This window comes from Marinomonas sp. G8-14 (assembly GCF_055808935.1).
Map to the genome: position 1 here is coordinate 3,653,402 of NZ_CM147891.1, position 20,941 is coordinate 3,674,342.

Consider the following 20,941-nt stretch of genomic DNA (forward strand, 5'->3'; position numbering starts at 1 on the left):
GTTGGTAATCATCTAATGAGTAGCCTACCTAATGCACGAGAAATTACTTTGCTCTTTTCCTTGAATATTAGCGAACTTAAGAAATACTATTTCTAATAATAGATAAATTAGAGAGGAATCTTTCAATGGCGGCTTTGGATAAGGTAGACACTGATATTGTTCGACGTATGCAGCAAGATGGCAAATTGACGAACGCAAAGCTAGCCAGTGAACTTTCGTTGAGTGAAACACCTTGTTGGCGACGATTAAAACGCCTAGAGGAAGAAGGCATCATAACCGATTATCAGGCGAATCTAGATCGTCGTAAATTAGGCTTTGGCGTGATGGCGTTTGTGCAGCTGACATGTAATCAACACGATGAAGACACGACTCAAGCGTTTGAAAAGATTATTAAGCATTGTGACAATGTCTTGTCGTGTCATAACACCACAGGCGCGGCGGACTTCTTACTGCAAGTAGTCGCCAAAGACTTAGACGATTACAGCCGTTTTGTCGACCAAGTGCTGAGGAAATTGCCTGGTGTTTCCGCAATTGTTTCGAATATATCTTTACGAGAACTTAAAGCCTCAACCTGGTTGCCAGTGTAATGATCAAGAGTGTATCTACTTTTTGTAATAAATATGCAGTCTAAGTGCATCTCTTGAAATGCGGTTGTTTTTAATCCTGCCATCACCAAATATGTATGCAGGAACACGAAGTAAGTGAAACGCTAACTAGGAGCTATTGAGCTTAGGAGGAAAGATGCAAAATCAAACTGCACATGCCCACCACATTACAGACATTATTAAAGTAATGAACGGCGGTATTGAATTCTACCAAGAAGCGAAAACCAAATTAGATGACAGCACTTATAACGCTTTTTTTAATCGCATGATTGGCGCTAAAGCGGAAGCGGTTGCTGAGCTGCAGCCATTCGCTGTCGATCAGCAAGGTGAAGTAGAAACCGATACCAATAATCTAGTCAAAGCGCGCCAAACTTATACTAAGTTGATGTCTAAGATCTCCAGCGAATCGACTGCTTTTACTTACATTGATCAGTTAGAAGAAGTAGAAGACAAGGTGCTCGAAGAGCTTGATTTAGCGCTTGAGAGAAAACAAACGCAAGATTGTGAAGTCACTTTGCGCCGCGTTAAAGTTAGAATGAAAGAGTGTCATGACGAAATGAAAGCACTGCAAGTAGCCGCTCAGCATTAACAATTTGTACTGGAATCAAACAGCGCTTTATTTCACTGCTTAATCTCTGTTGGTTAAAACGAGATCAGGGGGGCAGTTAAGAAAAATAGTCGCTGAATACGGCGGTAATACGAAAGCCAGCATTGGCAGATTAGGGTCAATGCTGGCTTTTTTGTGTCCATTCGACAGGCTCACTTAACGTGCCATATGTTTAGATGTCTAAACATTTTCTTGCAATTATTGTCCGCTTTTGTCAAAGTATGCACAAAGGAGGAGCCTTTATGACCTATTCACAAAAGACGGCAACGGGGGCGATTTTGCTTCCAGTCTTTATTCCAACCGTTGTCGTTACCCTATTTCTTATCGTCGGAACCTTAAGTAATCCAGAGCTTGCAGGAGAAGTATTTCAAAGTGCATTGGCTTGGGTGACTAAGACCTTTGGCTGGTTTTATATGCTGGCGACCGCGATTTTTCTCGTATTTCTTGTTTGTATTGGTTTTAGTCGCTGGGGCAATATTCGCTTAGGCCCAGATCACGGAGACCCTGAATACAGTTTTCCCGCTTGGTTTGCCATGCTTTTCTCGGCTGGTTACGGGATTGCCTTGTTATTTTTTGGCGTGGCAGAACCTGTTTTGCACTTTTCCCAACCACCCAATGCGACCGCAGAGACCATTGGTGCCGCTCGTGAAGCCATGCAGATTGCGTATTTCCATTGGGGCTTACATATCTGGGGTATTTACGGCCTGATGGGGTTAGTGCTGGCTTATTTTGCGTTCCGTCATGGCTTGCCGCTGTCGGTGCGTTCGGCGCTGTATCCTCTGATTGGTGATCGTATATACGGCCCTATTGGTCATATTGTCGACGTATTTGCGATTCTCGGTACCTTATTTGGTTTGGCCACTACGCTTGGCTTGTCGGTTACCCAGATCAATGCAGGTTTGCATTATCTTTGGGAAGACATTCCGATTAATACCATGGTGCAAATCACCGCTATTGGTTTAATCACCTTAGCTGCCATTGGCTCTGTGGTTGCGGGTATGGATAAAGGGGTGAAAAACCTGTCGATTTTGAATATGGGCTTGGCTGTATTCATCATGGTGATTGTGTTTTTTGTTGGCCCAAGCATCCATATTCTTGATGCTTTTGTACAAAACACTGGTTCGTATCTGAGTAACATTGTCGAGCGTACTTTTAATCTACAGGCTTATACGCAAAGTGATTGGATTGGTAATTGGACGCTGTTTATTTTTGCTTGGACGATCGCTTGGGCACCGTTTGTTGGTTTGTTTATTGCCAAGATTAGCCGTGGTCGTACGATTCGTCAGTTTATTTTTGGCGTGCTTGCGGTTCCGACTCTGTTTACCTTTTTATGGTTTGCTATCTTTGGCGATACCGCGCTGTATTTGATTATGGAGCAGGGTAAGGATGTGCTGATTGGTGAAGTTCAAGCGGATCATTCGGTTGCCTTGTTTCAGTTCTATGACTTGCTACCTTGGTCGACCTTCTTATCTGTGGTCACCGTCTTTTTGATTATTACTTTCTTTGTCACCTCGTCAGACTCTGGTTCCTTAGTGGTGGATTCCTTGGCGTCTGGTGGTGCGCTAGAAACGCCAGTTTGGCAACGAGTCTTTTGGGCATCTCTTGAAGGTATTATCGCTGCAACCTTGTTATTGGCTGGTGGCTTAGGCGCACTGCAAACCATGAGTATTTTGGCTGCTTTGCCTTTTGCCATCATCATGTTGGTTGCCGCACTTGGTTTATGGCGAGCCTTGGTAATCGAGGGTCATCGTGGGGCCGCGGTAGAAGCTGCAGCGACACCGGGCCGAGCCTTTAGTAACGAAGGTAGCTGGCGTAAGCGCTTAAGTACCTTGTTTAAATTCCCTGGCGAAGCCAAGGTAAAGCACTTTATCAAAGATGTTGTCGAGCCAGCGATGGTGGAAGTTCAGAAGGAATTGGCGACTCATGGTTGGAAAGCCAATATTACCAAAGAAGAAAACGGCGTCACTTTTCAACTAGAGCGTGACGAAAAATTGGACTTCTATTACCAAGTGATCGCCACGGAACATGAAATCCCAGAAGCGCACAGCGAAAACTCGAAATACGACACTCATTGGCAAGCGGACGTATATATTCGTAACGGTGCCCTTGGTTATGAACTCTACGGCTGTAGTCAAGATGAGGTAATACGTGACTTGATTGACCAGCTAGAACAGTACTTCAACTTCGTTGATTCCGCGCCTGGGCAATTACCTTGGAATACTGTGTCTTAGTTTAGATCTAGTAAAATAGCTAGGACTTAGTAAAAAGCCAACATTCGCTTAGCAAGAGTGAATGTTGGCTTTTTTAGTTGGCAGCATTTCATCCTGCCATACGGGCCAAAATGTTATCTTTGAACCAAAAGCGGTGTATTAGAGCCATTGCTATATGGCCTATCATTAATCCTGCCAGTAGCCATGAGAGAGGGCTGTGTAACAGATCGGCAGGAGCAACCATCCAGGCAATGTGACGTTCTGCTTCAGGTAGTATTGTCATGCCATATAAGCGTATTTCATAACCTTCACCGTACTGACGTAGAAGTGCAAAAGCTGGCAAAAAAAGCAGTAACGCATAAAAGCTAATATGAACGAGGTGTGCAACTTTTCCACCTAGGCCTGGTGCTTTTGGTGGGCGTTGTTTTCGGTTTAGCCATGTCCAATATAAACGAACAAGGGTAACAGCTAGAATCAGAAGACCTAGTGACCCATGTGGGCCTATGCTGTCTAAGAATAATGTAATCGTATTTTTTCCTGTTCCCCGCCAAGCCAGCACAATAGAGAATTGCAGTATGACGAGTACTGCTGTTAGCCAATGCAGTGTTCGGCTGATTTTCCCATAGTGGTTATAGCCGTCTCGCCACTGATTGTTTCGGGGATGTGTCTTGCCTTGATTTGAGGCGTCGGCGTTGTTCACATGTAACGTCATTAAACCTAAATCTCCCTAGTTTTTAACCGTGTCCTGAAATCGTGAATGTATTTTAGTGGTTAAAAGTGATGGTATAAGAGATTTTATTATAACGATAATTGTTATCATTTGAAGTTGTTTTGTTGTGAAGTTGTGACACCTACAACTAGAGCCTAATAAAAATTGAGGCTCTAGTTCAGGTATTGCAGCAAGGATGGTGAAGCTAGTTAATTATCGACTCGGGCACGATCACGCTTAAGGATTGAGGTCTGACGACGACTTCTAGCGTCTTTGCTTCACGCGTTTCGCCGTCTATGACATAGTGACCGACTTGACTGATATCCACAGTGACACGTTGTGCTGAACGATGGAAAATACCATTGTTGCCCTCAACGGATTCACTGTCTTCGTTTTTATCGCCCATGCCAAGCATGGCCAATTCTGCTAAGTTCAATATTTGCATGCGGTCAGGATCTAACCAAGTTAAATCCAGCTCACCATCCATAATATTGGGCACACCTTTTCCTTGTGCCAATAACGTCGTAACAGGTGCGGCATTGGCAATGGTTAAGCTTGGCGTCTTTATGGTAAAGGGGGCTTCATCATTGAGTTGCACGGAAAACTCATGCACTTCGTTTTGTCCGACGGCCTCCCATAAGCCCTTTAAATAAGCCAATTGACCGCTGGTGTTTTTCTTTTCTCGATCGGCTTTTTCAATCATTTGTTGCTCAAAGCCAACGCCAGCGAGCAATAACATTAATTCGCCATTACAGGTTGCGGTGTCAATTCGCTGTTCGCAGCCATCGATCAGATTTAAACAGATGGTTTCAAGTGAGGCTACTTTTGAGAGCGTACCGCATAGTACATGGCTTAAAGCATTGGCCGTCCCAAAGGGAATGATCCCCAATTTAATGTGAGTGCCAACCATAGCCGCAGCGACCTCTGTGACCGTTCCATCACCACCGCAAGCGATAATCATATCGGGTGAGGCTTTAACGGCTTGTTTGGCTAGATCGGTACCATTTATTTCTGGTGTGGTGGTTTTGACCGTGACATTAAAGTAAGCGGATAAATAGCGCAAAATAACGTCTTGTTGTTCCTCCCATTGACGAGAGCCCGATACCGGGTTGGCGATTAGCCACGCGGAGTTATGTACCACTAAAAGCTTATTATCTAAAGCACGTTTTAAATGCTTAAACTGACGTTTGTTCAAGCGAGCGGTTTGGCGAATATCGCGGATCTTATCCATGATAGCATCAGGCGATGATTTGGGTTTTTGGCTGAGTAAGTACGCCGCCATCATAAATACAGAACGGCCACGACCTAAAGCGCAGTGAATAACAACGGAACGTCCCGTTTTACGATGTGTGTGTATCCAATTCAACGCGCGGTGGATTTGTGTATCAGACGGTACAGAATGATCAAGAATCGGAATATTCAAATAATCAATATCGGCTTGATAAGACATCCAGTTTAGTGAGCTGAACTCGGCGGTCACGTCTAATACCGCACTGATATTAGCGTTTTTGATATCGTGAATATCCGATGGGAATAAGCGTCTCGCAAGGTATAAACCGTCATCTATTTTTTGCAATGCAGGAACCGAATCTGTGCTTCTCGCCCAGCTGTTATAGAGTTGTGTACTCCACAAAAATGGCATAAATACCCAACGAATATAGACGGGCACCGTGCCATCGGAGCGTTTGCGAAAAATAGTCGGTTTATTAAGAAGATAGGCAAGACTGACGGTGAAAAATGACAAGGCAAACCATGCCCAAGCCAACTGAAAATACACATTGCGAGTCATAATAACCAACAATACAAAGACAGCCGTGATCAATAAATAATAGTTTGGTTTAAACAATACCACTCTCCTAGAGTCCAGCTATAGTGTAAACAGAGTACCACACCCCCTATTAAAATAAAGGCAGGGAGAAGTGAGGATGCTGTAAAGCTAGGTAAACAGTGCAAAATCAGTTGCAAAGTTTTTTTAGGAGTTTGCGGGGTACTTCTAATCCAAGTGGTATGTCGACAAATAGTTGAAACTCTTTTTTAGCGCTTTTTTCCAGTTCTGTTAGAAGCATAACGGTACTGTCTGCTAATTTTACCCCTTTGCTGAGTAAAAAATCGCCGTTATGATTTCTTAAGTCTCGAGACAATACCATTCCTGCTGTCAGTTGCTGAGAGGTAACATGAAGGTCGTTGATAGGCGTTTCAACTTTCTTCAAAGATAAAGAGGATTTTAGCGCTTCAACGGCACTGACAGAATAATGAGTACCGGATTTGGTCTCTAAATAGTTGATTGCGTCTTGATGGGTTAGCGTTTTTTCTAACAGGCGGCCTGTAATTAACTCAACATAATCATTGGCTACGGTTAATATTTGGGCGGACTTAGGAATGGATTCGCCTTTCTCTCCTCTAGGATAACCTTCACCGTTTAGATATTCCTTATGGTGAAGGATAATGTCGGCAACGGTCACTAAAGGGCGGATGTTTTTAAGTAACATCGCCCCTTTTAACGGATACTGTTTATACTCGTGTTTTTGTTCTTCTGATAATAAAACGTAAGGAGTGAATAGCAGTTCATCAGCGAAGCTCATTTGGCTCATGTAACGCATTTTAGCGGCCCTAGTAAGATGAATAAGCTCTCTTTGCGGTAAATGTAACAGTTCTGCCATGTCTGTTACTAAGCTAATTATATCGGGCACATCAACGTTAGGTTTGGGATTCCGCATATCTAACAGGTTGGCAAATAGATCAATTGTACTCTTGTAGTTTTCCTGTAGTGCAGAGTTAATTTCGATGATTTTTTTTGTGCGTTCTTTGACCGTTGCTTCTAATGATTCATTCATTGCGATGAGTTTTTCATTCTGAGAGGCAAGCAGAGACTGCAGGTGTTCATTCTTTTTCTTTAGATTTATAGTGACTAAAGTGTCTTCAACCAATTGTTGCAGTTTTTCGTCGTCCCATGGTTTTTCTACGTAATGAGAAATTTTACCTAAGTTTACTGCCTCAACGATCGCTTCCATATCTGCATAGCCAGTTAAAAGAATCCTCTTTGTATGTGGATATTGCTCTGCCGCAGCAGTTAAAAATTCAGGTCCAGTCATTTTAGGCATACGGGCGTCAGAAATGATAATATCAATATTGTGTTCTTTTAATATTTCTAGTCCTTCGTGGCCGCTACCCGCTATAAATACATTGCACTCTGTTTTGCGAAATAAACGCTTTAAAGATGACAGTACATTTTTTTCATCATCGACCAGTAGTAAGCTTGGCAGTATTTCCTGATCCTCCATGTCTAATACATTGATGTTCATGTAGCATTCTCCTTTAAACTGGCTGCGCGAGTGTCTTGGTAAGGTAACCAAATGCTAAATTCTGTCCCTTTGCCTAGTTCACTTTTCACTTCAATGGTGCCTTGGTGATCTTCAATAATGCCATAGGATATCGATAAGCCTAATCCGGTACCCACACCCACGTCTTTGGTGGTAAAAAATGGATTGAAAATAGACTTCAAGTCTTTTTCATCAATACCACAACCGTTATCGGCAACCTTTACGGTGATGCCATTTGAGCCTTCTGCTAGTGTTATCGTTAACTCGCCATGTTCATTCATTGCATGAGACGCATTCACAAATAGATTTAAAAACACCTGCAAAAGTTCACCGCTATTTGCCATTATTGCTGGTACGTCGTCTATATGCTTGTTTACCACGCCCTTAAACTTTAGTTCATTATTGGCGAGTCTTAATGCTTCATCGATAATTTCATGGATCTTACAGGCTTCTTTTTGATTGTCTGATTGACGTGAAAAGCGTTTTAAGCCGCCGACGATGTCGATAATTCGCTTAACACCTTGTTGTGACTCATCAAGAAGGTTTTGTGTATCCTGCATTAAAAAGTTCATATCAATATCACACCAAATCTTCTCGACGATTTGGGCTGGCTTATTGACATTAGAATCAGGAGATCGAAGAGAGGCTTTTGTTAACGCTTTAGATGCGGCAGCATAGTCTATAAAGTCATTAAGGTATTCGCCTAAAGACTTCATATTACTTTTGATAAACCCCATTGGGTTATTAATTTCATGGGCAATCCCAGCCGAAAGTTGCCCAACGGTTGCCATTTTTTCTGATTGGATAAGCTTCTTTTGTGCTTCTTTTAGCGCTTCATTAGCACTGGTGATTTCTTTATAACTTTCCAGCAGCCTGTCTTCCTGAAACCTGTGCTCCATTATTATGGCGAGTTGTTTGATTCCTGTTTTGAAGACATTCAGTACCTGATTTTGTTTGTCTGTTAATCCTTGACTAAACAAAAAGATGATGCCGCTAATATAATCTAGGCTGATGACTGGTAAGGCAATGACCGTATCGATTTTCTTCCCATTGATGACCAAATCGATAATCTGTAAATGTGTCGTTTTCCTTTCTTTAACATGGTGTTCGACTTCGTTAATGATTTCTTTGGCTTCATTGCTGTTGATTTCTAGTGCTTGCTCTTCATGTTGACCGAGATTTTGTAGTAGCGCAGAGTAAGTGTCAGCCTGATTGCGATCGAATGGGAAATGGGCAAAAGCGGCAAAGGACATGTCGCTTAGATGCATCATGTCATTGACGATAGTGGGCAGAAAATCACGAAAACGCGGTTTTTCTAGACCGTATCGACCAATATGAATAAGAAATTTATTTTCTCGTACTGCAAAGTGTAGAGAGTCAACATTTTCTTTTAAAGCAAGATTAACAAAGTGAAGCTCGCGGCTTTTTTGCTCAAGAATGGCCTCTGCATTTTTACGTGCTTTACGCTCTCGCTGGAAAGCCGCTTCGTATTCCATGTCCGTCTCCTAGTTAGCTGCGTTCTATTATCATGGAGCAATGATCGGCTCCTTCATTCATACAGCAAGTGTGTTTAATGGTAACGGACGTTCCAAAACTCTCAGCCGCTTGGTGTACTAGGCCAATGGCTAATAAACACATTTTTCGAGGTGATTGATAATAAAGTGTGACGCCATTTTTACGCTTTTCGGTGACGAGAATTTTTGGTGTTAAAGCATCTGGATAGAGCTTGTTAACTTCCACATGAATAACAGAATCTACCGCTTCTAGTAGTGACCAAAGGTCTGGGAAATTCATCATCGAAGGTGGCAAGCTATGGGCTAAGCCTTTGTATAAATAGCGTCCAAAGGCCTCGATCAGATCTGGCACTGGAATAGCGCTATGCTCGGACAGTGCGACGACAAGGGACACTATTTCCTGATCATCGTAATTGTCTGCACTGGTATAAATTCCACCGCTGGGTAAGTCACATCTACTTAGTAATGTTTCCCAGCATTCCATACCAAATTGGTCTTCGATCATTTCTTGAAAGTGAGTAAAAACGGCACCTTTCATGATATCTACCCTGCGCAGTTGTATAATTTAATAGAGTAGACAAAAAGCGTAGAAAATCTTAGACGTAATTGGTTTAGGTGCGTAATTTTTTGTTGGGCGTTAAGGCGTATATGGTAAAGAGAAAGCCAAAGTTGAACTCGTGTCATGTAAATGTGGATTCATGTGTTAGCGTTTAGCTTTAGTCAGACGGGATATCACCATAAATAATGTTTGAAATACATTAAACGGAAAAAAACGCTGTTTCATTCATCTTTGACAGATTTTCTGCATAGTTTGGAATAAAAAGGTAATGAAATGTGAGACTCATGTTCACCTCTATTGCATAAAACTGACGTTTGTTAATCTCATTAACAAGATGATAGCCGATGCAGGTGTCAGTGATGAAAGAGCAAGTTTTGACTGCGCAGTTAGGTGAGTGCTTTCCTGAGCATTCATTCCATAACCATCATATTAGTGTGCTTCACAAAGGGCGCTTCGCCAATGCGATCGTCTATCGATACAAAGATGATCACTTTGATTTTGTTATTAAAGATTTTCAACATAGCCCTTGGATCGTGAGGAAAACGGTTGCGCGTTTGTTTATTAATCAAGAATACAAAGCCTTAGAGCGCCTCAGCGGCATGAATGGCGTGAGCAATGAATTTCATCGCCTTTCTGACATTAGTATTGCCTATTCTTTTATTGAGGGAACACCTCTACGAACACTCAATAAACAAAATAAGAAACTGCCTAAGCTTTTCTTTAGCCAATTAGAACATAGAGTGTCTGAAATGCACCGTCGCGGTTTGGTGCATTTAGATTTACGAAATCTAGGTAATATTCTTGTCGGAGAAGACGGCCAGCCTTATTTTATTGATTTTCAATCTGCTATAACCTATTCCCGTTTTCCCATTGGGTTACAGCGTATTATGCGGGGGGCGGATCTCTCGGGTGTATATAAAGCTTGGTCAGCGCTGTGTGAACACCCCATGGCTGAGTATAAGAAAGCGTTTTTCATCCATTATAACCAATTAAGAAAGCGCTGGATTTTTCGTGGTTATCCAATACACCGTGCTTATCTCTGGTTGTCTGGTCTCGCCAGTCAGCTGCCTGGTGCTGATTTGTTTCGCAATATGATGGAAAAGCTGTAAGAGCAGGCCCTGATACGTTATGAATCCCATACCAATAACAGGATTTTTCTAAAGCGCGATTAACTACTGACAATTAGATTGTTCAAGGCTTTGGCAATCAGATCTTTTTTCACTAAGGTGCGTTTCACTGGTTTATCAAACCAGAAATCCATCGGCTGATCAAAACCGATGCCGTGCATGTAGTTGTAAAGCGCCTTACGTAATCCGTCGCCTAACATATCGTGATCCGTACCGGTTGGATCGGTGAAATCCACATCGTTTTCCGCGAACATGATGTCAGGACGTTCCGCGAGCGTGATGCCATATTCTTCCGGATTAATGCCTATCGGGCTGTGTGCTGTGGCCGCGAATCGATGCCAGAAGGCCGATTGGAAGCATTCTTGTGCCATCATTTGACGCACCATTTCGAGCGCATCAACGGTTTCTTGCTCGGTTTGAGTAGGGAAGCCATACATCAAATAAGAATGCACCAGAATACCCGCATCACTGAAAGCTTTGGTTACGCGAGCCACTTGCTCCACACTGACGCCTTTTTTCATCAGTTTTAGTAATCTATCAGAGGCCACTTCAAGACCACCGCTTACGGCAATACAGCCAGAATCCGCTAACAACTGGCAGCGCTCTGGTGTAAAGGTTTTTTCAAAGCGAATATTGCCCCACCAACTGATCACCACGCCCCGTTCGATTAGGCGTCTTGCTAAGGCAAACAGCGCTTTTGGTGGTGCGGCTTCATCGACAAAGTGAAACCCCGTCTGTCCGGTTTCTTCGATTAATTCTTCAATGCGATCCACCAGAATATCGGCACCCGCTGCGTCGTAACGGTCGATGTAATCCAGTGTCACATCACAGAAACTGCATTTGCGCCAGTAACAGCCGTGGGCGATGGTTAGCTTATTCCAGCGGCCATCGCTCCAGATGCGATGCATAGGGTTGAGCATTTCACACAAGGACAAGTATTCGGTTAACGGCAAACCATCGTAAATTGGCGTGCCAACATCGGTTTGCGGAATGTCGTGCAACTCGGCGTTTTCATTGTAGTGAACGAATGGTTCGCCATCTTCGTCTTCAGCGAGGAAGTAAGTACGCACTAACTCGTCTATCTCACGCTTGCCGTCAAAGAATTCCAATAGTGTCATAAATGGGCGTTCGCCATCATCTAGGCAGATGAAATCGACAAACTCGAACACACGAGGATCTTTCAGTGCGCGTAGCTCAGTATTAATAAAACCACCACCCAATACTATAGGTAGGTCAGGATTAATGGCTTTACAGGTTTGCGCGATACGTAGAGCGCCTAACATATTGCCGGGAAATGGCACGGTTAACGCCACCACACTAGGCTGAGTTTCTTCCAAATACTGCTCGACTAATTGCTCTAAAATTTCAGAGCTAAAGCTTGGCTCGCCCATCAGGGTATTGTAGAGATCATCAAAACTTGGGTTAGCCGCTGCCAAACGCTCGCCATAACGGCTGACTTCAAAATACGGGTCAACGCCTTGTGTGATCACCGCCGACAAATCATTGATAAACAAAGTGGCTAAATACTTGGCTTTGTCTTGCACACCAAGCTGACCAAAAGCGGTTTTGAGAATATCGCCTGACACTTCTTCCATCTGCGCAATGGCGTCAAACGCTGGGCCTTCTGGCAAAAAACGCCGCGAAACAATACGCAGCGCAAGACTGGAATCCTTGCCTTGTAAAAAGCGAATAACCGGTTCGACACACAGACGATAACGGTCAAATTCGGCTAAGAAACAAAACACCGCGTCGGGCAGTTCATCGTCTTCAAAGGATTCGAAGTTGTCTTCCACATGCTGACGAATAATATCCAGCGCCGGTGCTGTCATCATTTCAAGGAACAGCTCAATGGCCGGATCGCGCTGTACCGCCTCATAGCCCCGAGAGCGCAAAAAGCCAGTCAGATACGCCGTTGCGGGATACGGTGTATTCAGTTGCGTCATGGGTGGGGTCATCAGAAGAACGGTCATAGCCTGCCTTTAAAGTAAAACCTAATCGGAATAGGCAGATTCTAGCATTTAACGCTTTTAAAGGGGCCAGGTCCCTTAAAATATAATGTCTTTAATCTGTGCGTGAAGTGCATTCATTTAGCGTTATCTTCGCTCTGTGTTAGAGTACGCGCCGTTACAGGTTGTGGACCTCTGTGTCCGCAATAATAGGGAAGTCAGTGCAATTCTGACGCTGCCCCCGCAACGGTAAAAAAGTCAAACTCTGCCAATACGCCACTGTGGTTTGCCATGGGAAGGCGGCAAAGCCTGCATTCGCAACTTTTGAGTCCGGAGACCTGCCTGTAGCTGGGGGTTCTGCGCAAGCGTGAACCAAATGTCATCACTGTGCGGGCGTGCTCAGTGCAACAGTAGATCTTATTTATGAAAACTCAATTTACTCCTGCGTTCACGAGAACCCTCGTGGCGTGTAGTGTCATGTCCGTCGTTTCGGCTCAGGCAGAGACAACATCGGATTCATCGTCAACCTTATCGCCTTTGGTCGTCACGGCAACATCAACACCAGTGAGCACTGCCGATTCGCTTTTTTCTGTCACCGTCATCGACGCAGAAGAAGTGAACGCCCAGCAAGCGCAACAAATAACCGAGTTACTGGCCGCTCAGCCCGGCGTCGACGTCAGTTCAAATGGTGGTTACGGAAAAACCACCAGTGTCTACATGCGTGGCGCGGGGGCTGAATCGACTAAGTTTTTGTTAGACGGTATTCCGCTGTATTCCGCAACGTCGGGTGGGGCGCCTTTTGAAAACATTCCAGCTTCTTTGATTGATCGCCTAGAAATGGTTCGTGGGCCGAAAGCCACGCTCTACGGTGCGGACGCGGTGGGTGGCGTGATTCAGATGTTTTTACCCGAAGCGGGAGACGAGCCTGAAGCGAATCTCGCCATCGGTGCGGGGTCGTTTAATACCAAAACAACAGAGCTAACCTTAGCGGCCTCCCGTGATAATACTCAGTACCTCTTGTCGGCTGGAATCTTTGAGACCGACGGTGACATAGTCAAAAAAGGGGAAGAGGCTCAAGGCTATCGCAATGAAAATATATTACTCAATGTTGGGCACCAATTTGATAGCGGTGCACGTATCAGCAGCTTGGTAATGAACAGCGCAGGACGCAATCATTATGTGGGTGACGAAAGTGATTACCAGGTGCAAGTGATCGGTCTGGGGGCCAGCTTTCCGGTGACGGACAATTGGGAGACAGAGTTCAAAGTTTCTCAGGCCCGCAACGATAGAACCACGGTGTCCTCTGCGGAAACCTACGCGACGACGACACAAACTGCTCGTTGGAGTAATACGGTTTGGGCAGACGATCATGAATTTGTATTGGGTGCGGAAACCTCTGAAGACAGTGTGGATGTGACGCGCTATCAAGCACCAGACCGTCGTAATGACGCGGCCTTTGCGCAGGCCTTGTTTGATTTTGGAGTGACCAGCTTACAGCTCAATCTTCGCCAAGATCATAATAGTGCCTATGGAGATTCAACAACGGGTGGCGTGGCGGCGGGTTATAAGCTCGATGCGATTCATCGACTGCGCGCCAGCTATGGCGAAGCTTTTGCCGCTCCTACGTTTAATGACTTGTATTATCCCGGTAGTGGCGATCCCACACTGGATGCCACACGCTCTAAAACAGTAGAAGTGGGAATTCGTGCCGACTATGGCGACCGATATTGGGATGTGGCGGTGTTTGACGCTTCCTATGGTGATCTCGTTATTTGGTCTAACTACACAGGGTCTTGGAAAGCCTATAATGTGGACTCTACCGCGCAGGGAATCGAGTTATCGTCTGGTTTGACGCTGGAACAATGGCGACTTGGTGCCGCGTTTACTTGGTTGGACGCCAAGGACGATGAGACGGGTTTTCAACTGCCTAAGCGTGCTCAGCGTAGTGCGCGTCTTAGTCTAGATCGTACGTTTGAACAGGGCCAAATAGGCATGACCTTGATTGGTGCCAACGGCCGTGCGACGACTTTAGGCAGCGATGAAATGTTGCCAGGGTACGTTACTTTGGATTTGCGTGCCAGTTACGATTTTGCCATCGATTGGAACGCTGAGTTGAGTGTGAAGAATGCTCTTGATAAAGAATACCAAACTGCCAAAGATTATATAAATCCGGGGCGTGGTGTTTTCCTAACGCTTAACTATTCGGCATTTTAATGACGAATCCGATGCGTATTATTTTATTAGTATTGTTAGGGTGGCTAGGCGGTTGGGCATTTGTGCCCGCGGCCTTTGCCGACGCGATTTGTGTGCTTGATGACCGTGGTCAGACCGTGTGTCTTGAGCAAGCGGCAACGCGGATTGCCGCCTTATCGCCGGGAGCAACCGAGCTTATCTACGCGGCAGGAGCGGGCGCCAGTGTCGTGGCGGTCGTGTCTTACAGTGATTACCCAGAAGCGGTAAAAAGCGTCGCTTCTGTTGGTAGTCATACGCGCCTTGATTTGGAGCGTTTGCTCAGCTTACAGCCGGATCTGGTGTTGGCTTGGGGAACCGGTAATCCGTCAGAACAGATTGATACCCTAGTACGATTAGGCTTGCCGGTATATTACGTAGAACCTTATGAGTTCAAAGACATTGCGCGCAACATTGAAAACTTGGGCAAATTGGCCGGCACTTCAACCGTGGCCGATGCGGAAGCAGAACGTTTTAGCAGTGGAATACAGGCCTTACGTGAGCGCTATAAAGAGGCCTCGCCGGTGCGGACTTTTTATCAAGTTTGGGCGGAGCCTCTGATGTCGATGAATGCGAGTCATTATATTAGCAAGGTCGTGAGTCTCTGTGGTGGCATCAATGTGTTCGCCGATTCTCCGCGTTTGATTCCTCGACTGAGTCAAGAAGCCGTATTGCTGGAAAACCCAGAAGCCATTGTGACCAGGGGGATGGGAGAGCAGAACGCGGCCTGGTTGGATCCATGGCGCGCTTTCCCCAATTTGCTTGCGACTCAAAAAGACAATTTGTTTTTTGTGCCGCCTTCGCTGATTCAGCGGCCAACACCGCGTCTATTAGAGGGCGCCCAAATCCTCTGTGAGAAACTGGATATTGCCCGTGCTCGACGTTAAACCCTTACCATTAATAAACCGCTTCAGCATGCTGTTACCGCTGGCCATATTGGCGATCATGTCGCTATTGAGCATTGTGTTTGCTGTCACGCAGGGCAGTGTGAGTTTATCGCCTGTCGCTGTTTGGCACGCTTTGTTAGGGCAAGGGTCAGGACTGAATCAAACCTTGGTACTGGAACTGCGTTTACCCCGTGTGATGGCGGGGTTTGCGACGGGTGGCTTACTAGCGGTAGCGGGGGCGTTGATGCAGATTCTTTTGCGCAACCCGCTCGCTGACCCTTATGTGCTAGGGATTTCTGGTGGCGCCTCGGTAGCGGCCTTGGCTGCGATTTTGCTAGGCATTGGTGGCGTATTCATGTCTGGTATGGCGTTTATTGGTGCGGTGCTTTCGACATTGTTAGTGTTTGGCTTGTCTACCCGTTTGGGTAGTACGGCACCTATGCGTTTATTATTAACTGGGGTGGTGATTGCCGCTGGTTGGGGAGCGTTAATCACCCTGATGTTAGCCTTGGCCCCACCCCATAAAATCCCTGGCATGTTGTATTGGCTCATGGGCGATTTGTCTTACGCCAGTACACCTTGGATTGCTTGGTTGGTGCTGATTCCGACCTGCATGGTACTGATGCCGCTGGGAAGAAGTCTTAATGTGTTGGCGCGTGGGCCTTTGCAAGCGGCAGCACTGGGTGTCAATGTGAAAAGTTTAGAGCGTTTGGTGTTTCTGCTAGCCAGCTTACTCACGGCCATCGCCGTAACAACAGCGGGCAGTGTGGGCTTTGTCGGCTTGGTGATTCCGCATATGCTGCGCATGGTGCTGGGCAATGATCAGAGGCTCATTTTACCCGCTAGCGCGCTAGCGGGTGGTTGTTTAGTGACACTTGCCGACACCTTGGCGCGCACCGTGATTGCTCCGGAGCAACTCCCCGTGGGCGTGATTACTGCGTTACTGGGTGTGCCGACATTTTTGTATTTGTTGCAGCGGGGGCGTTTATGAGCGAACTTGCTTTAATTCAGCTGTTGGCCGCGATACCCAATAAGCCGACATGCTCTGACAATGCCTTATCTATCCGCTTTCAAGCCGGGCAAATGTGGGGCATTTTAGGTACCAATGGTGTCGGTAAAACCACCTTATTGCATACGTTGGCGGCGTTGCTCCCTCCCGCCTCTGGTCAAATTGAGGCTCAATCATCAGCCGATGTCCCAGCTGCCTCGCTTAACCTTGGCGCAGCACATCGGCATCATGTTTCAAGAATATCAAGATGGCTTCCCTGCTACCGTATTAGAAAGTGTTTTGTTGGGACGCTTTCCGCATTTATCCCCTTGGGAAATGGAAAGTGAACGGGACGTGGCGTTGGCTTATGCTGCGTTAGCACGTTTGGATCTAGTGGATTTTGCGCAGCGACCATTAAGCAGTTTATCGGGCGGAGAACGCCAGCGTGCAGCATTAGCTGCCTTAATGGCGCAAGCACCACAGGTATGGCTGGTGGACGAACCGACGAATCATCTGGACTTGCATTATCAAGTCGCGGCTATGGGCTTACTCGCAGAACAAGCTAATGTGGGCAAAGTGGTTGTTATGTCTCTACATGATGTGAATGTGGCCGCTCAATGGTGTTCTCATGTGTTGCTTTTATACCCAGATCGTCCGCCCATTTGGGGAGAAGCCGCCAACTTATTAACGCAAGACAATCTAGAGCCGCTGTATCGTCAAAAACTTGCCATGACGACGCTCAACGGCAAACCATTGTTTGTGCCAGTCGCCTGATTTACTGAAGAATCGGTTTTAAATAGTCAGGACCAAGTTGCTGCATTTGCACTTCAATCCAGTCGACTCTTTGGCGAAGATAATAGGTTAAATTATTAGGGCTGCGAGTTCGTGGACTGGGGAGTAGCACGGCAAGTCGTGCTGCTTGATTCATGGTGAGTCTGCTAGCGGATCGACCAAAATAATGCTGGCTTGCGGCTTCGACACCGTAAATGCCTTTGCCAAATTCTGCTATGTTTAAATACACTTCTAAGATACGCTTTTTACCCCAAAGTGTTTCCAGCCCTATTGCTAAACCGGCTTCTAAACCTTTGCGAACAAAGCTTCTGCCCGACCACAGAAAGAGATTTTTTGCGGTTTGTTGGGTAATGGTACTGGCACCACGCAGGCCGTCGCCATCGTCGTATTGGCTTAGCGCTTTGCTAATCGCTGCAAAGTCGACACCAAAGTGCTCAGGGAAACGCTGATCTTCTGACGCCACCACCGCCAACGGCATATGAGGCGGCAACTCATCAATGCTGATCCATGTCTGTTTCACTGGATAATCGCTTTGCAGCATAAACGCTGTTGTGGGTATTGGCGCAAAGCGAAACACCAGTAAAACAAGCACCAGTAACAGCAAAGTGCGCCACAGAATGGCCCAAATTGTTTTGAAAATACCGCGTTTACGCTTTGCCATTCATTGTCTCTTAATCGGTTTAACGAGGCTTTTCTTAGCCTATTGCTTACACAAGTATAAACAATAAAGAAGCGAATCTTTAATGAATCTTTAATTTAGCGTGCGCAGATTCTAGATCTCGATTCCTGTAGCATGCGCCCATCGAAATTTTATCCTCCGCAAAAGCGGATTTCACCTTATAAAACAACAAGGATACCCCTATATGGCTGATTTCAAAACCCACGTTACCGTGGCCGCCATACTCAGTGCACCATTGGCCGCGAGCGCCTTTATTTTGGACTACGCCAATATGAACGAGGCGATTTTTTACGCTTTGGCTGGAACGCTGGGAGGCTTATTGCCTGATATTGACGCCGATGACTCCGCCGCGATTCGATTAGTCTTTCGATTGTTTGGAGCATTGGTCGCGGGGACTCGCCATCGCATTTTCGTTGGATAAACTGCTCCATTGGCAAGTGCTTGCCTTAGCGATCGTGAGCTATCTCGTCGTGCGCTTCCCCATCCAGTGGGTGTTTGAACAATTCACCATACACAGAGGGGCGCTGCACAGTTTGCTTGCGAATGTTATGTTTGCGGCTTTTGCCGTACCTACCGCTTACCACTTGTTTGCACTGGAGGCGAAAACCGCTTGGGGCATTGGCGGATTTATCTTCTTTGGCGCGACCATCCATCTGATTCTGGATGAACTCTACAGTATTGAACTGTCTGGCATGCGTATTAAACGCTCATTTGGTAGCGCACTGAAACTAACGGATTGGGGTGAACCACTGGCTTCATTGGTGTTAGTGCTCGGCTGTGCTGCGGGTTACTGGTTCAGCCCAGATGCCAATGCTTGGCTGGATGTTTTTACTTGGTGGCCGGAGTCAGAACGTTTAGCTGAGTGGATAAAGTAGGGGGTGGATTAGTTCGATTACTTATGGAGCTAGAGCTTACAATATTGCTATTTCACCTTTAAGTCGCCATCAAGTTGAGTGCCAGCCATTATATGTTTCGCGACATGAGGATGAATTGGCGTTAGTCCAGATTTCATTCCTAGTGGCTTGAATACCTTGTCGATAATGCTTTGTACTTGGCTGCCTTTGTCTTGTTCGATATCCGTCAAGGTACGACGGCTCACTCCAACTAACTCTGCATAGCGAGTTTGAGAAAAGCCCAATACCTCCTTACGAAGGCGTTTTAACATTTGTCCTTGGGTGAAGCCCACCTAACATGTGCTGTTGTAGAAGCTCTACTAATAAAGCTTGGCGTTCGGAAGCTGTCATGTTCATAAAAGACCCCAACGTGCTAGTTTCGTTTCTAACCATTTAACTTGAATAACCTCTAAAATACGTTCAGGTACGCCTCTCGCCTCCAGGCGTTGTTGTAAACCAAGAAGCTTGCTTGCGGTTTGTTTTAATGCTGAGAATGAAGTGTCATACGGGCATAAATCATCAAGCTCTTCTGTAATGGCTTGCCAGCGATACTCTCCGCCTTCTTCAAATGGTGATCCCCATTTTGTGGTTCTAGTGATACCTTCAGGATCTACTTTCATTGGTGCAAAGTCATAAATGGGTGATAACCAAATATCGCTAGGCTTTTTAAGTAGGGCAGTATTACGACCATGATTATCAGGGTTGCCGAAAGCGATATTGAGCAAGTCGCGGCTTAGCCATTCGCAAACAAATGCTTCTGTATTAAACTCTGTTGACTGCTTTTGTAGTACGTTACAAACAGAACGGATGACCTCAAAATGATTAAGGTAGCTCCCAGCAGGTTTGTTTAACACAGAAAAAATAGATTCCAAACCATAGCGTTCCCAGTTGAATTCATTCCAATGAGTATCAAACCTTGGAAGCCAAAGAGAAGGGTATCGGCTTCCCTCTAGTAGCTTCATTTTCTCTGTGCTGATCGTATTAAATCCCATATCAGTTAATTCATGGTAGAAATGATACTCCGCTCGTAGAATATCGCAGTCATCTCGTGTCTTGCGACCACGTGGGAACTTCACCAGATAATGAGCATCAGCAATATCATGTTGCTCTTGAAACGTATCAATCCAAATTTCTCCTTGTGCTGAGCAACGCACTAACAGTTTGGGGGCTTCGCCTCCTGCGCCCGTTGCACCACCACTAATGGCTCCCATCTCTTGAGCATATTCTAAAAAGCTAGAGTCGCGTTCGACCACATCATTTAAAGTGAATTTTCTAAGATGAAGAGTGGAATCAGCTGGTAAGGTGGGGAGAGACTCTTTTATTCTCAAATTGCCAACTGGCGCAATAGTACCTTTCTCCAATAAGGCAGTGTCTTGTTCACCAGAAGAAAGGGTTTGAAGTCCCCATAAGTCGATTAAATATCGACGGGCTGCACCAGCCGGAGCAATATCTTCTAAAAAGCCAAACCAATGATCGGCTTCATGCTCAATCATAATTTGTACGGGTAACACTAAGCTGCAAGCACGCTCATCGTTAAGATCTAACCACTCGACGGAATATTCAAACTCATAACCAAGACGACTCGGGCTAGCTGTTCCTCTTTCAGGATTGAGTAGTTTTAATATAGCGATATCGCGCCATTGTTGTTGAGTCAGAGCTTGGATAGTAAGTGTTTTCATCGAATGCCTGTATGTGCATAGTTTTGCTCATTATAGCTATAAAAAGTATTTTATGAGAAATTAATTGCTCAAAAATATCTTTTAAGGTTATTTGTGAGCATAGTTTTGCTCATTTTATGTGGTGGCAAATGGATTTGTGGAGCCACTTACATCTCTGATATTAATAATCTACTGCTGTACTTATAAAGGGTTTGTTA

Annotated in this window: 18 protein-coding genes, 1 pseudogene and 1 riboswitch; of the genes and pseudogenes, 10 read left to right on the forward strand and 9 right to left on the reverse strand. The window is 45.4% G+C overall.

Annotated elements, in window-relative coordinates; translation table 11 throughout:
• Nucleotides 1-125 precede the first annotated feature (125 nt).
• The 3 genes from AC0L6V_RS18580 (at nucleotide 126) to AC0L6V_RS18590 (ending at nucleotide 3,443) form a co-directional block, all read left to right on the forward strand.
• Complete coding sequence (locus AC0L6V_RS18580; RefSeq protein WP_418138493.1) at nucleotides 126-587, forward strand: Lrp/AsnC family transcriptional regulator; 462 nt, start codon at nucleotides 126-128, stop codon at nucleotides 585-587.
• 154 nt (nucleotides 588-741) lie between these two features.
• Nucleotides 742-1,194, forward strand: coding sequence for a PA2169 family four-helix-bundle protein (locus tag AC0L6V_RS18585; protein ID WP_265219840.1), 453 nt, complete (start codon nucleotides 742-744; stop codon nucleotides 1,192-1,194).
• A gap of 260 nt (nucleotides 1,195-1,454) precedes the next feature.
• Complete coding sequence (locus AC0L6V_RS18590; RefSeq protein WP_409418898.1) at nucleotides 1,455-3,443, forward strand: BCCT family transporter; 1,989 nt, start codon at nucleotides 1,455-1,457, stop codon at nucleotides 3,441-3,443.
• 88 nt (nucleotides 3,444-3,531) lie between these two features.
• Here the strand turns inward: AC0L6V_RS18590 and AC0L6V_RS18595 are convergent, their stop codons facing one another.
• The 5 genes from AC0L6V_RS18595 to AC0L6V_RS18615 form a co-directional block, all read right to left on the reverse strand.
• The gene (locus AC0L6V_RS18595) at nucleotides 3,532-4,134 is read right to left on the reverse strand and encodes a cytochrome b (RefSeq protein WP_265219843.1); all 603 of its coding nucleotides are present in this window, start codon (nucleotides 4,132-4,134) and stop codon (nucleotides 3,532-3,534) included.
• 202 nt (nucleotides 4,135-4,336) lie between these two features.
• Nucleotides 4,337-5,977 carry a diacylglycerol kinase family protein gene (locus AC0L6V_RS18600; RefSeq protein WP_409418899.1) on the reverse strand — a complete coding sequence of 547 codons (1,641 nt, stop codon included), beginning with the start codon at nucleotides 5,975-5,977 and terminating at the stop codon, nucleotides 4,337-4,339.
• A gap of 109 nt (nucleotides 5,978-6,086) precedes the next feature.
• The gene (gene nosR, locus AC0L6V_RS18605) at nucleotides 6,087-7,433 is read right to left on the reverse strand and encodes a response regulator c-di-GMP phosphodiesterase, NosR family (RefSeq protein WP_409418900.1); all 1,347 of its coding nucleotides are present in this window, start codon (nucleotides 7,431-7,433) and stop codon (nucleotides 6,087-6,089) included.
• A complete protein-coding gene (locus tag AC0L6V_RS18610; RefSeq protein WP_409418901.1) occupies nucleotides 7,430-8,947 on the reverse strand; it encodes a sensor histidine kinase in 1,518 nt (505 codons plus the stop codon). Before AC0L6V_RS18610 ends, nosR begins: the two co-directional genes overlap by 4 nt.
• A gap of 13 nt (nucleotides 8,948-8,960) precedes the next feature.
• On the reverse strand, nucleotides 8,961-9,503 hold the full coding sequence (locus tag AC0L6V_RS18615; RefSeq protein WP_265219849.1) for a heme NO-binding domain-containing protein: 543 nt from the start codon (nucleotides 9,501-9,503) through the stop codon (nucleotides 8,961-8,963).
• 380 nt (nucleotides 9,504-9,883) lie between these two features.
• Between AC0L6V_RS18615 and AC0L6V_RS18620 the strand changes: the two genes are divergently transcribed.
• On the forward strand, nucleotides 9,884-10,633 hold the full coding sequence (locus AC0L6V_RS18620) for an RIO1 family regulatory kinase/ATPase domain-containing protein (RefSeq protein WP_265219850.1): 750 nt from the start codon (nucleotides 9,884-9,886) through the stop codon (nucleotides 10,631-10,633).
• Between the two features lie 59 nt (nucleotides 10,634-10,692).
• On the opposite strand, the gene AC0L6V_RS18625 is transcribed toward AC0L6V_RS18620, so the two are convergent.
• On the reverse strand, nucleotides 10,693-12,621 hold the full coding sequence (locus tag AC0L6V_RS18625; RefSeq protein WP_265219851.1) for a B12-binding domain-containing radical SAM protein: 1,929 nt from the start codon (nucleotides 12,619-12,621) through the stop codon (nucleotides 10,693-10,695).
• Between the two features lie 141 nt (nucleotides 12,622-12,762).
• Nucleotides 12,763-12,957, forward strand: a riboswitch (cobalamin riboswitch).
• 117 nt (nucleotides 12,958-13,074) lie between these two features.
• Here AC0L6V_RS18625 and AC0L6V_RS18630 point away from each other — a divergent pair.
• The 4 genes and pseudogenes from AC0L6V_RS18630 (at nucleotide 13,075) to AC0L6V_RS18645 (ending at nucleotide 17,475) form a co-directional block, all read left to right on the forward strand.
• Nucleotides 13,075-14,811, forward strand: a complete 1,737-nt coding sequence (locus AC0L6V_RS18630; protein WP_418138494.1) for a TonB-dependent receptor domain-containing protein — start codon at nucleotides 13,075-13,077, stop codon at nucleotides 14,809-14,811.
• On the forward strand, nucleotides 14,811-15,713 hold the full coding sequence (locus AC0L6V_RS18635; protein WP_418138495.1) for a cobalamin-binding protein: 903 nt from the start codon (nucleotides 14,811-14,813) through the stop codon (nucleotides 15,711-15,713). Before AC0L6V_RS18630 ends, AC0L6V_RS18635 begins: the two co-directional genes overlap by 1 nt.
• Before the next feature lie 28 nt (nucleotides 15,714-15,741).
• Complete coding sequence (locus AC0L6V_RS18640; protein ID WP_265220313.1) at nucleotides 15,742-16,704, forward strand: FecCD family ABC transporter permease; 963 nt, start codon at nucleotides 15,742-15,744, stop codon at nucleotides 16,702-16,704.
• Nucleotides 16,705-16,796: 92 nt separating this feature from the next.
• A pseudogene (locus AC0L6V_RS18645) lies at nucleotides 16,797-17,475 on the forward strand (ABC transporter ATP-binding protein).
• Nucleotide 17,476: 1 nt separating this feature from the next.
• Here the strand turns inward: AC0L6V_RS18645 and mtgA are convergent.
• Complete coding sequence (gene mtgA, locus AC0L6V_RS18650) at nucleotides 17,477-18,154, reverse strand: monofunctional biosynthetic peptidoglycan transglycosylase (RefSeq protein ID WP_265219855.1); 678 nt, start codon at nucleotides 18,152-18,154, stop codon at nucleotides 17,477-17,479.
• 202 nt (nucleotides 18,155-18,356) lie between these two features.
• Between mtgA and AC0L6V_RS18655 the strand changes: the two genes are divergently transcribed.
• Both AC0L6V_RS18655 and AC0L6V_RS18660 read left to right on the forward strand, forming a co-directional pair.
• Complete coding sequence (locus AC0L6V_RS18655; RefSeq protein WP_418138496.1) at nucleotides 18,357-18,593, forward strand: hypothetical protein; 237 nt, start codon at nucleotides 18,357-18,359, stop codon at nucleotides 18,591-18,593.
• Nucleotides 18,586-19,047: a hypothetical protein gene (locus tag AC0L6V_RS18660; RefSeq protein ID WP_265219857.1), complete on the forward strand. Its 462-nt coding sequence runs from the start codon at nucleotides 18,586-18,588 to the stop codon at nucleotides 19,045-19,047. The genes AC0L6V_RS18655 and AC0L6V_RS18660 overlap by 8 nt, the downstream gene beginning before the upstream one ends.
• Nucleotides 19,048-19,094: 47 nt before the next feature.
• Here AC0L6V_RS18660 and AC0L6V_RS18665 read toward each other — a convergent pair whose 3' ends face one another.
• Nucleotides 19,095-19,337 carry a helix-turn-helix transcriptional regulator gene (locus AC0L6V_RS18665; protein ID WP_265219858.1) on the reverse strand — a complete coding sequence of 81 codons (243 nt, stop codon included), beginning with the start codon at nucleotides 19,335-19,337 and terminating at the stop codon, nucleotides 19,095-19,097.
• Nucleotides 19,338-19,418: 81 nt separating this feature from the next.
• Nucleotides 19,419-20,744, reverse strand: a complete 1,326-nt coding sequence (locus AC0L6V_RS18670) for a type II toxin-antitoxin system HipA family toxin (protein WP_265219859.1) — start codon at nucleotides 20,742-20,744, stop codon at nucleotides 19,419-19,421.
• Nucleotides 20,745-20,941: the final 197 nt, after the last annotated feature.

Excerpts from the sequence above, each read along its gene's own strand:
- AC0L6V_RS18580 (WP_418138493.1), top strand. The coding sequence starts at position 126 with ATGGCGGCTTTGGATAAGGTAGACACTGATATTGTTCGACGTATGCAG.
- AC0L6V_RS18585 (WP_265219840.1), top strand. The coding sequence starts at position 742 with ATGCAAAATCAAACTGCACATGCCCACCACATTACAGACATTATTAAA.
- AC0L6V_RS18590 (WP_409418898.1), top strand. The coding sequence starts at position 1,455 with ATGACCTATTCACAAAAGACGGCAACGGGGGCGATTTTGCTTCCAGTC.
- AC0L6V_RS18595 (WP_265219843.1), bottom strand. The coding sequence starts at position 4,134 with ATGACGTTACATGTGAACAACGCCGACGCCTCAAATCAAGGCAAGACA.
- nosR (WP_409418900.1), bottom strand. The coding sequence starts at position 7,433 with ATGAACATCAATGTATTAGACATGGAGGATCAGGAAATACTGCCAAGC.
- AC0L6V_RS18610 (WP_409418901.1), bottom strand. The coding sequence starts at position 8,947 with ATGGAATACGAAGCGGCTTTCCAGCGAGAGCGTAAAGCACGTAAAAAT.
- AC0L6V_RS18615 (WP_265219849.1), bottom strand. The coding sequence starts at position 9,503 with ATGAAAGGTGCCGTTTTTACTCACTTTCAAGAAATGATCGAAGACCAA.
- AC0L6V_RS18620 (WP_265219850.1), top strand. The coding sequence starts at position 9,884 with ATGAAAGAGCAAGTTTTGACTGCGCAGTTAGGTGAGTGCTTTCCTGAG.
- AC0L6V_RS18625 (WP_265219851.1), bottom strand. The coding sequence starts at position 12,621 with ATGACCGTTCTTCTGATGACCCCACCCATGACGCAACTGAATACACCG.
- AC0L6V_RS18630 (WP_418138494.1), top strand. The coding sequence starts at position 13,075 with ATGTCCGTCGTTTCGGCTCAGGCAGAGACAACATCGGATTCATCGTCA.
- AC0L6V_RS18635 (WP_418138495.1), top strand. The coding sequence starts at position 14,811 with ATGACGAATCCGATGCGTATTATTTTATTAGTATTGTTAGGGTGGCTA.
- AC0L6V_RS18640 (WP_265220313.1), top strand. The coding sequence starts at position 15,742 with ATGCTGTTACCGCTGGCCATATTGGCGATCATGTCGCTATTGAGCATT.
- mtgA (WP_265219855.1), bottom strand. The coding sequence starts at position 18,154 with ATGGCAAAGCGTAAACGCGGTATTTTCAAAACAATTTGGGCCATTCTG.
- AC0L6V_RS18655 (WP_418138496.1), top strand. The coding sequence starts at position 18,357 with ATGGCTGATTTCAAAACCCACGTTACCGTGGCCGCCATACTCAGTGCA.
- AC0L6V_RS18665 (WP_265219858.1), bottom strand. The coding sequence starts at position 19,337 with ATGTTAAAACGCCTTCGTAAGGAGGTATTGGGCTTTTCTCAAACTCGC.
- AC0L6V_RS18670 (WP_265219859.1), bottom strand. The coding sequence starts at position 20,744 with ATGAAAACACTTACTATCCAAGCTCTGACTCAACAACAATGGCGCGAT.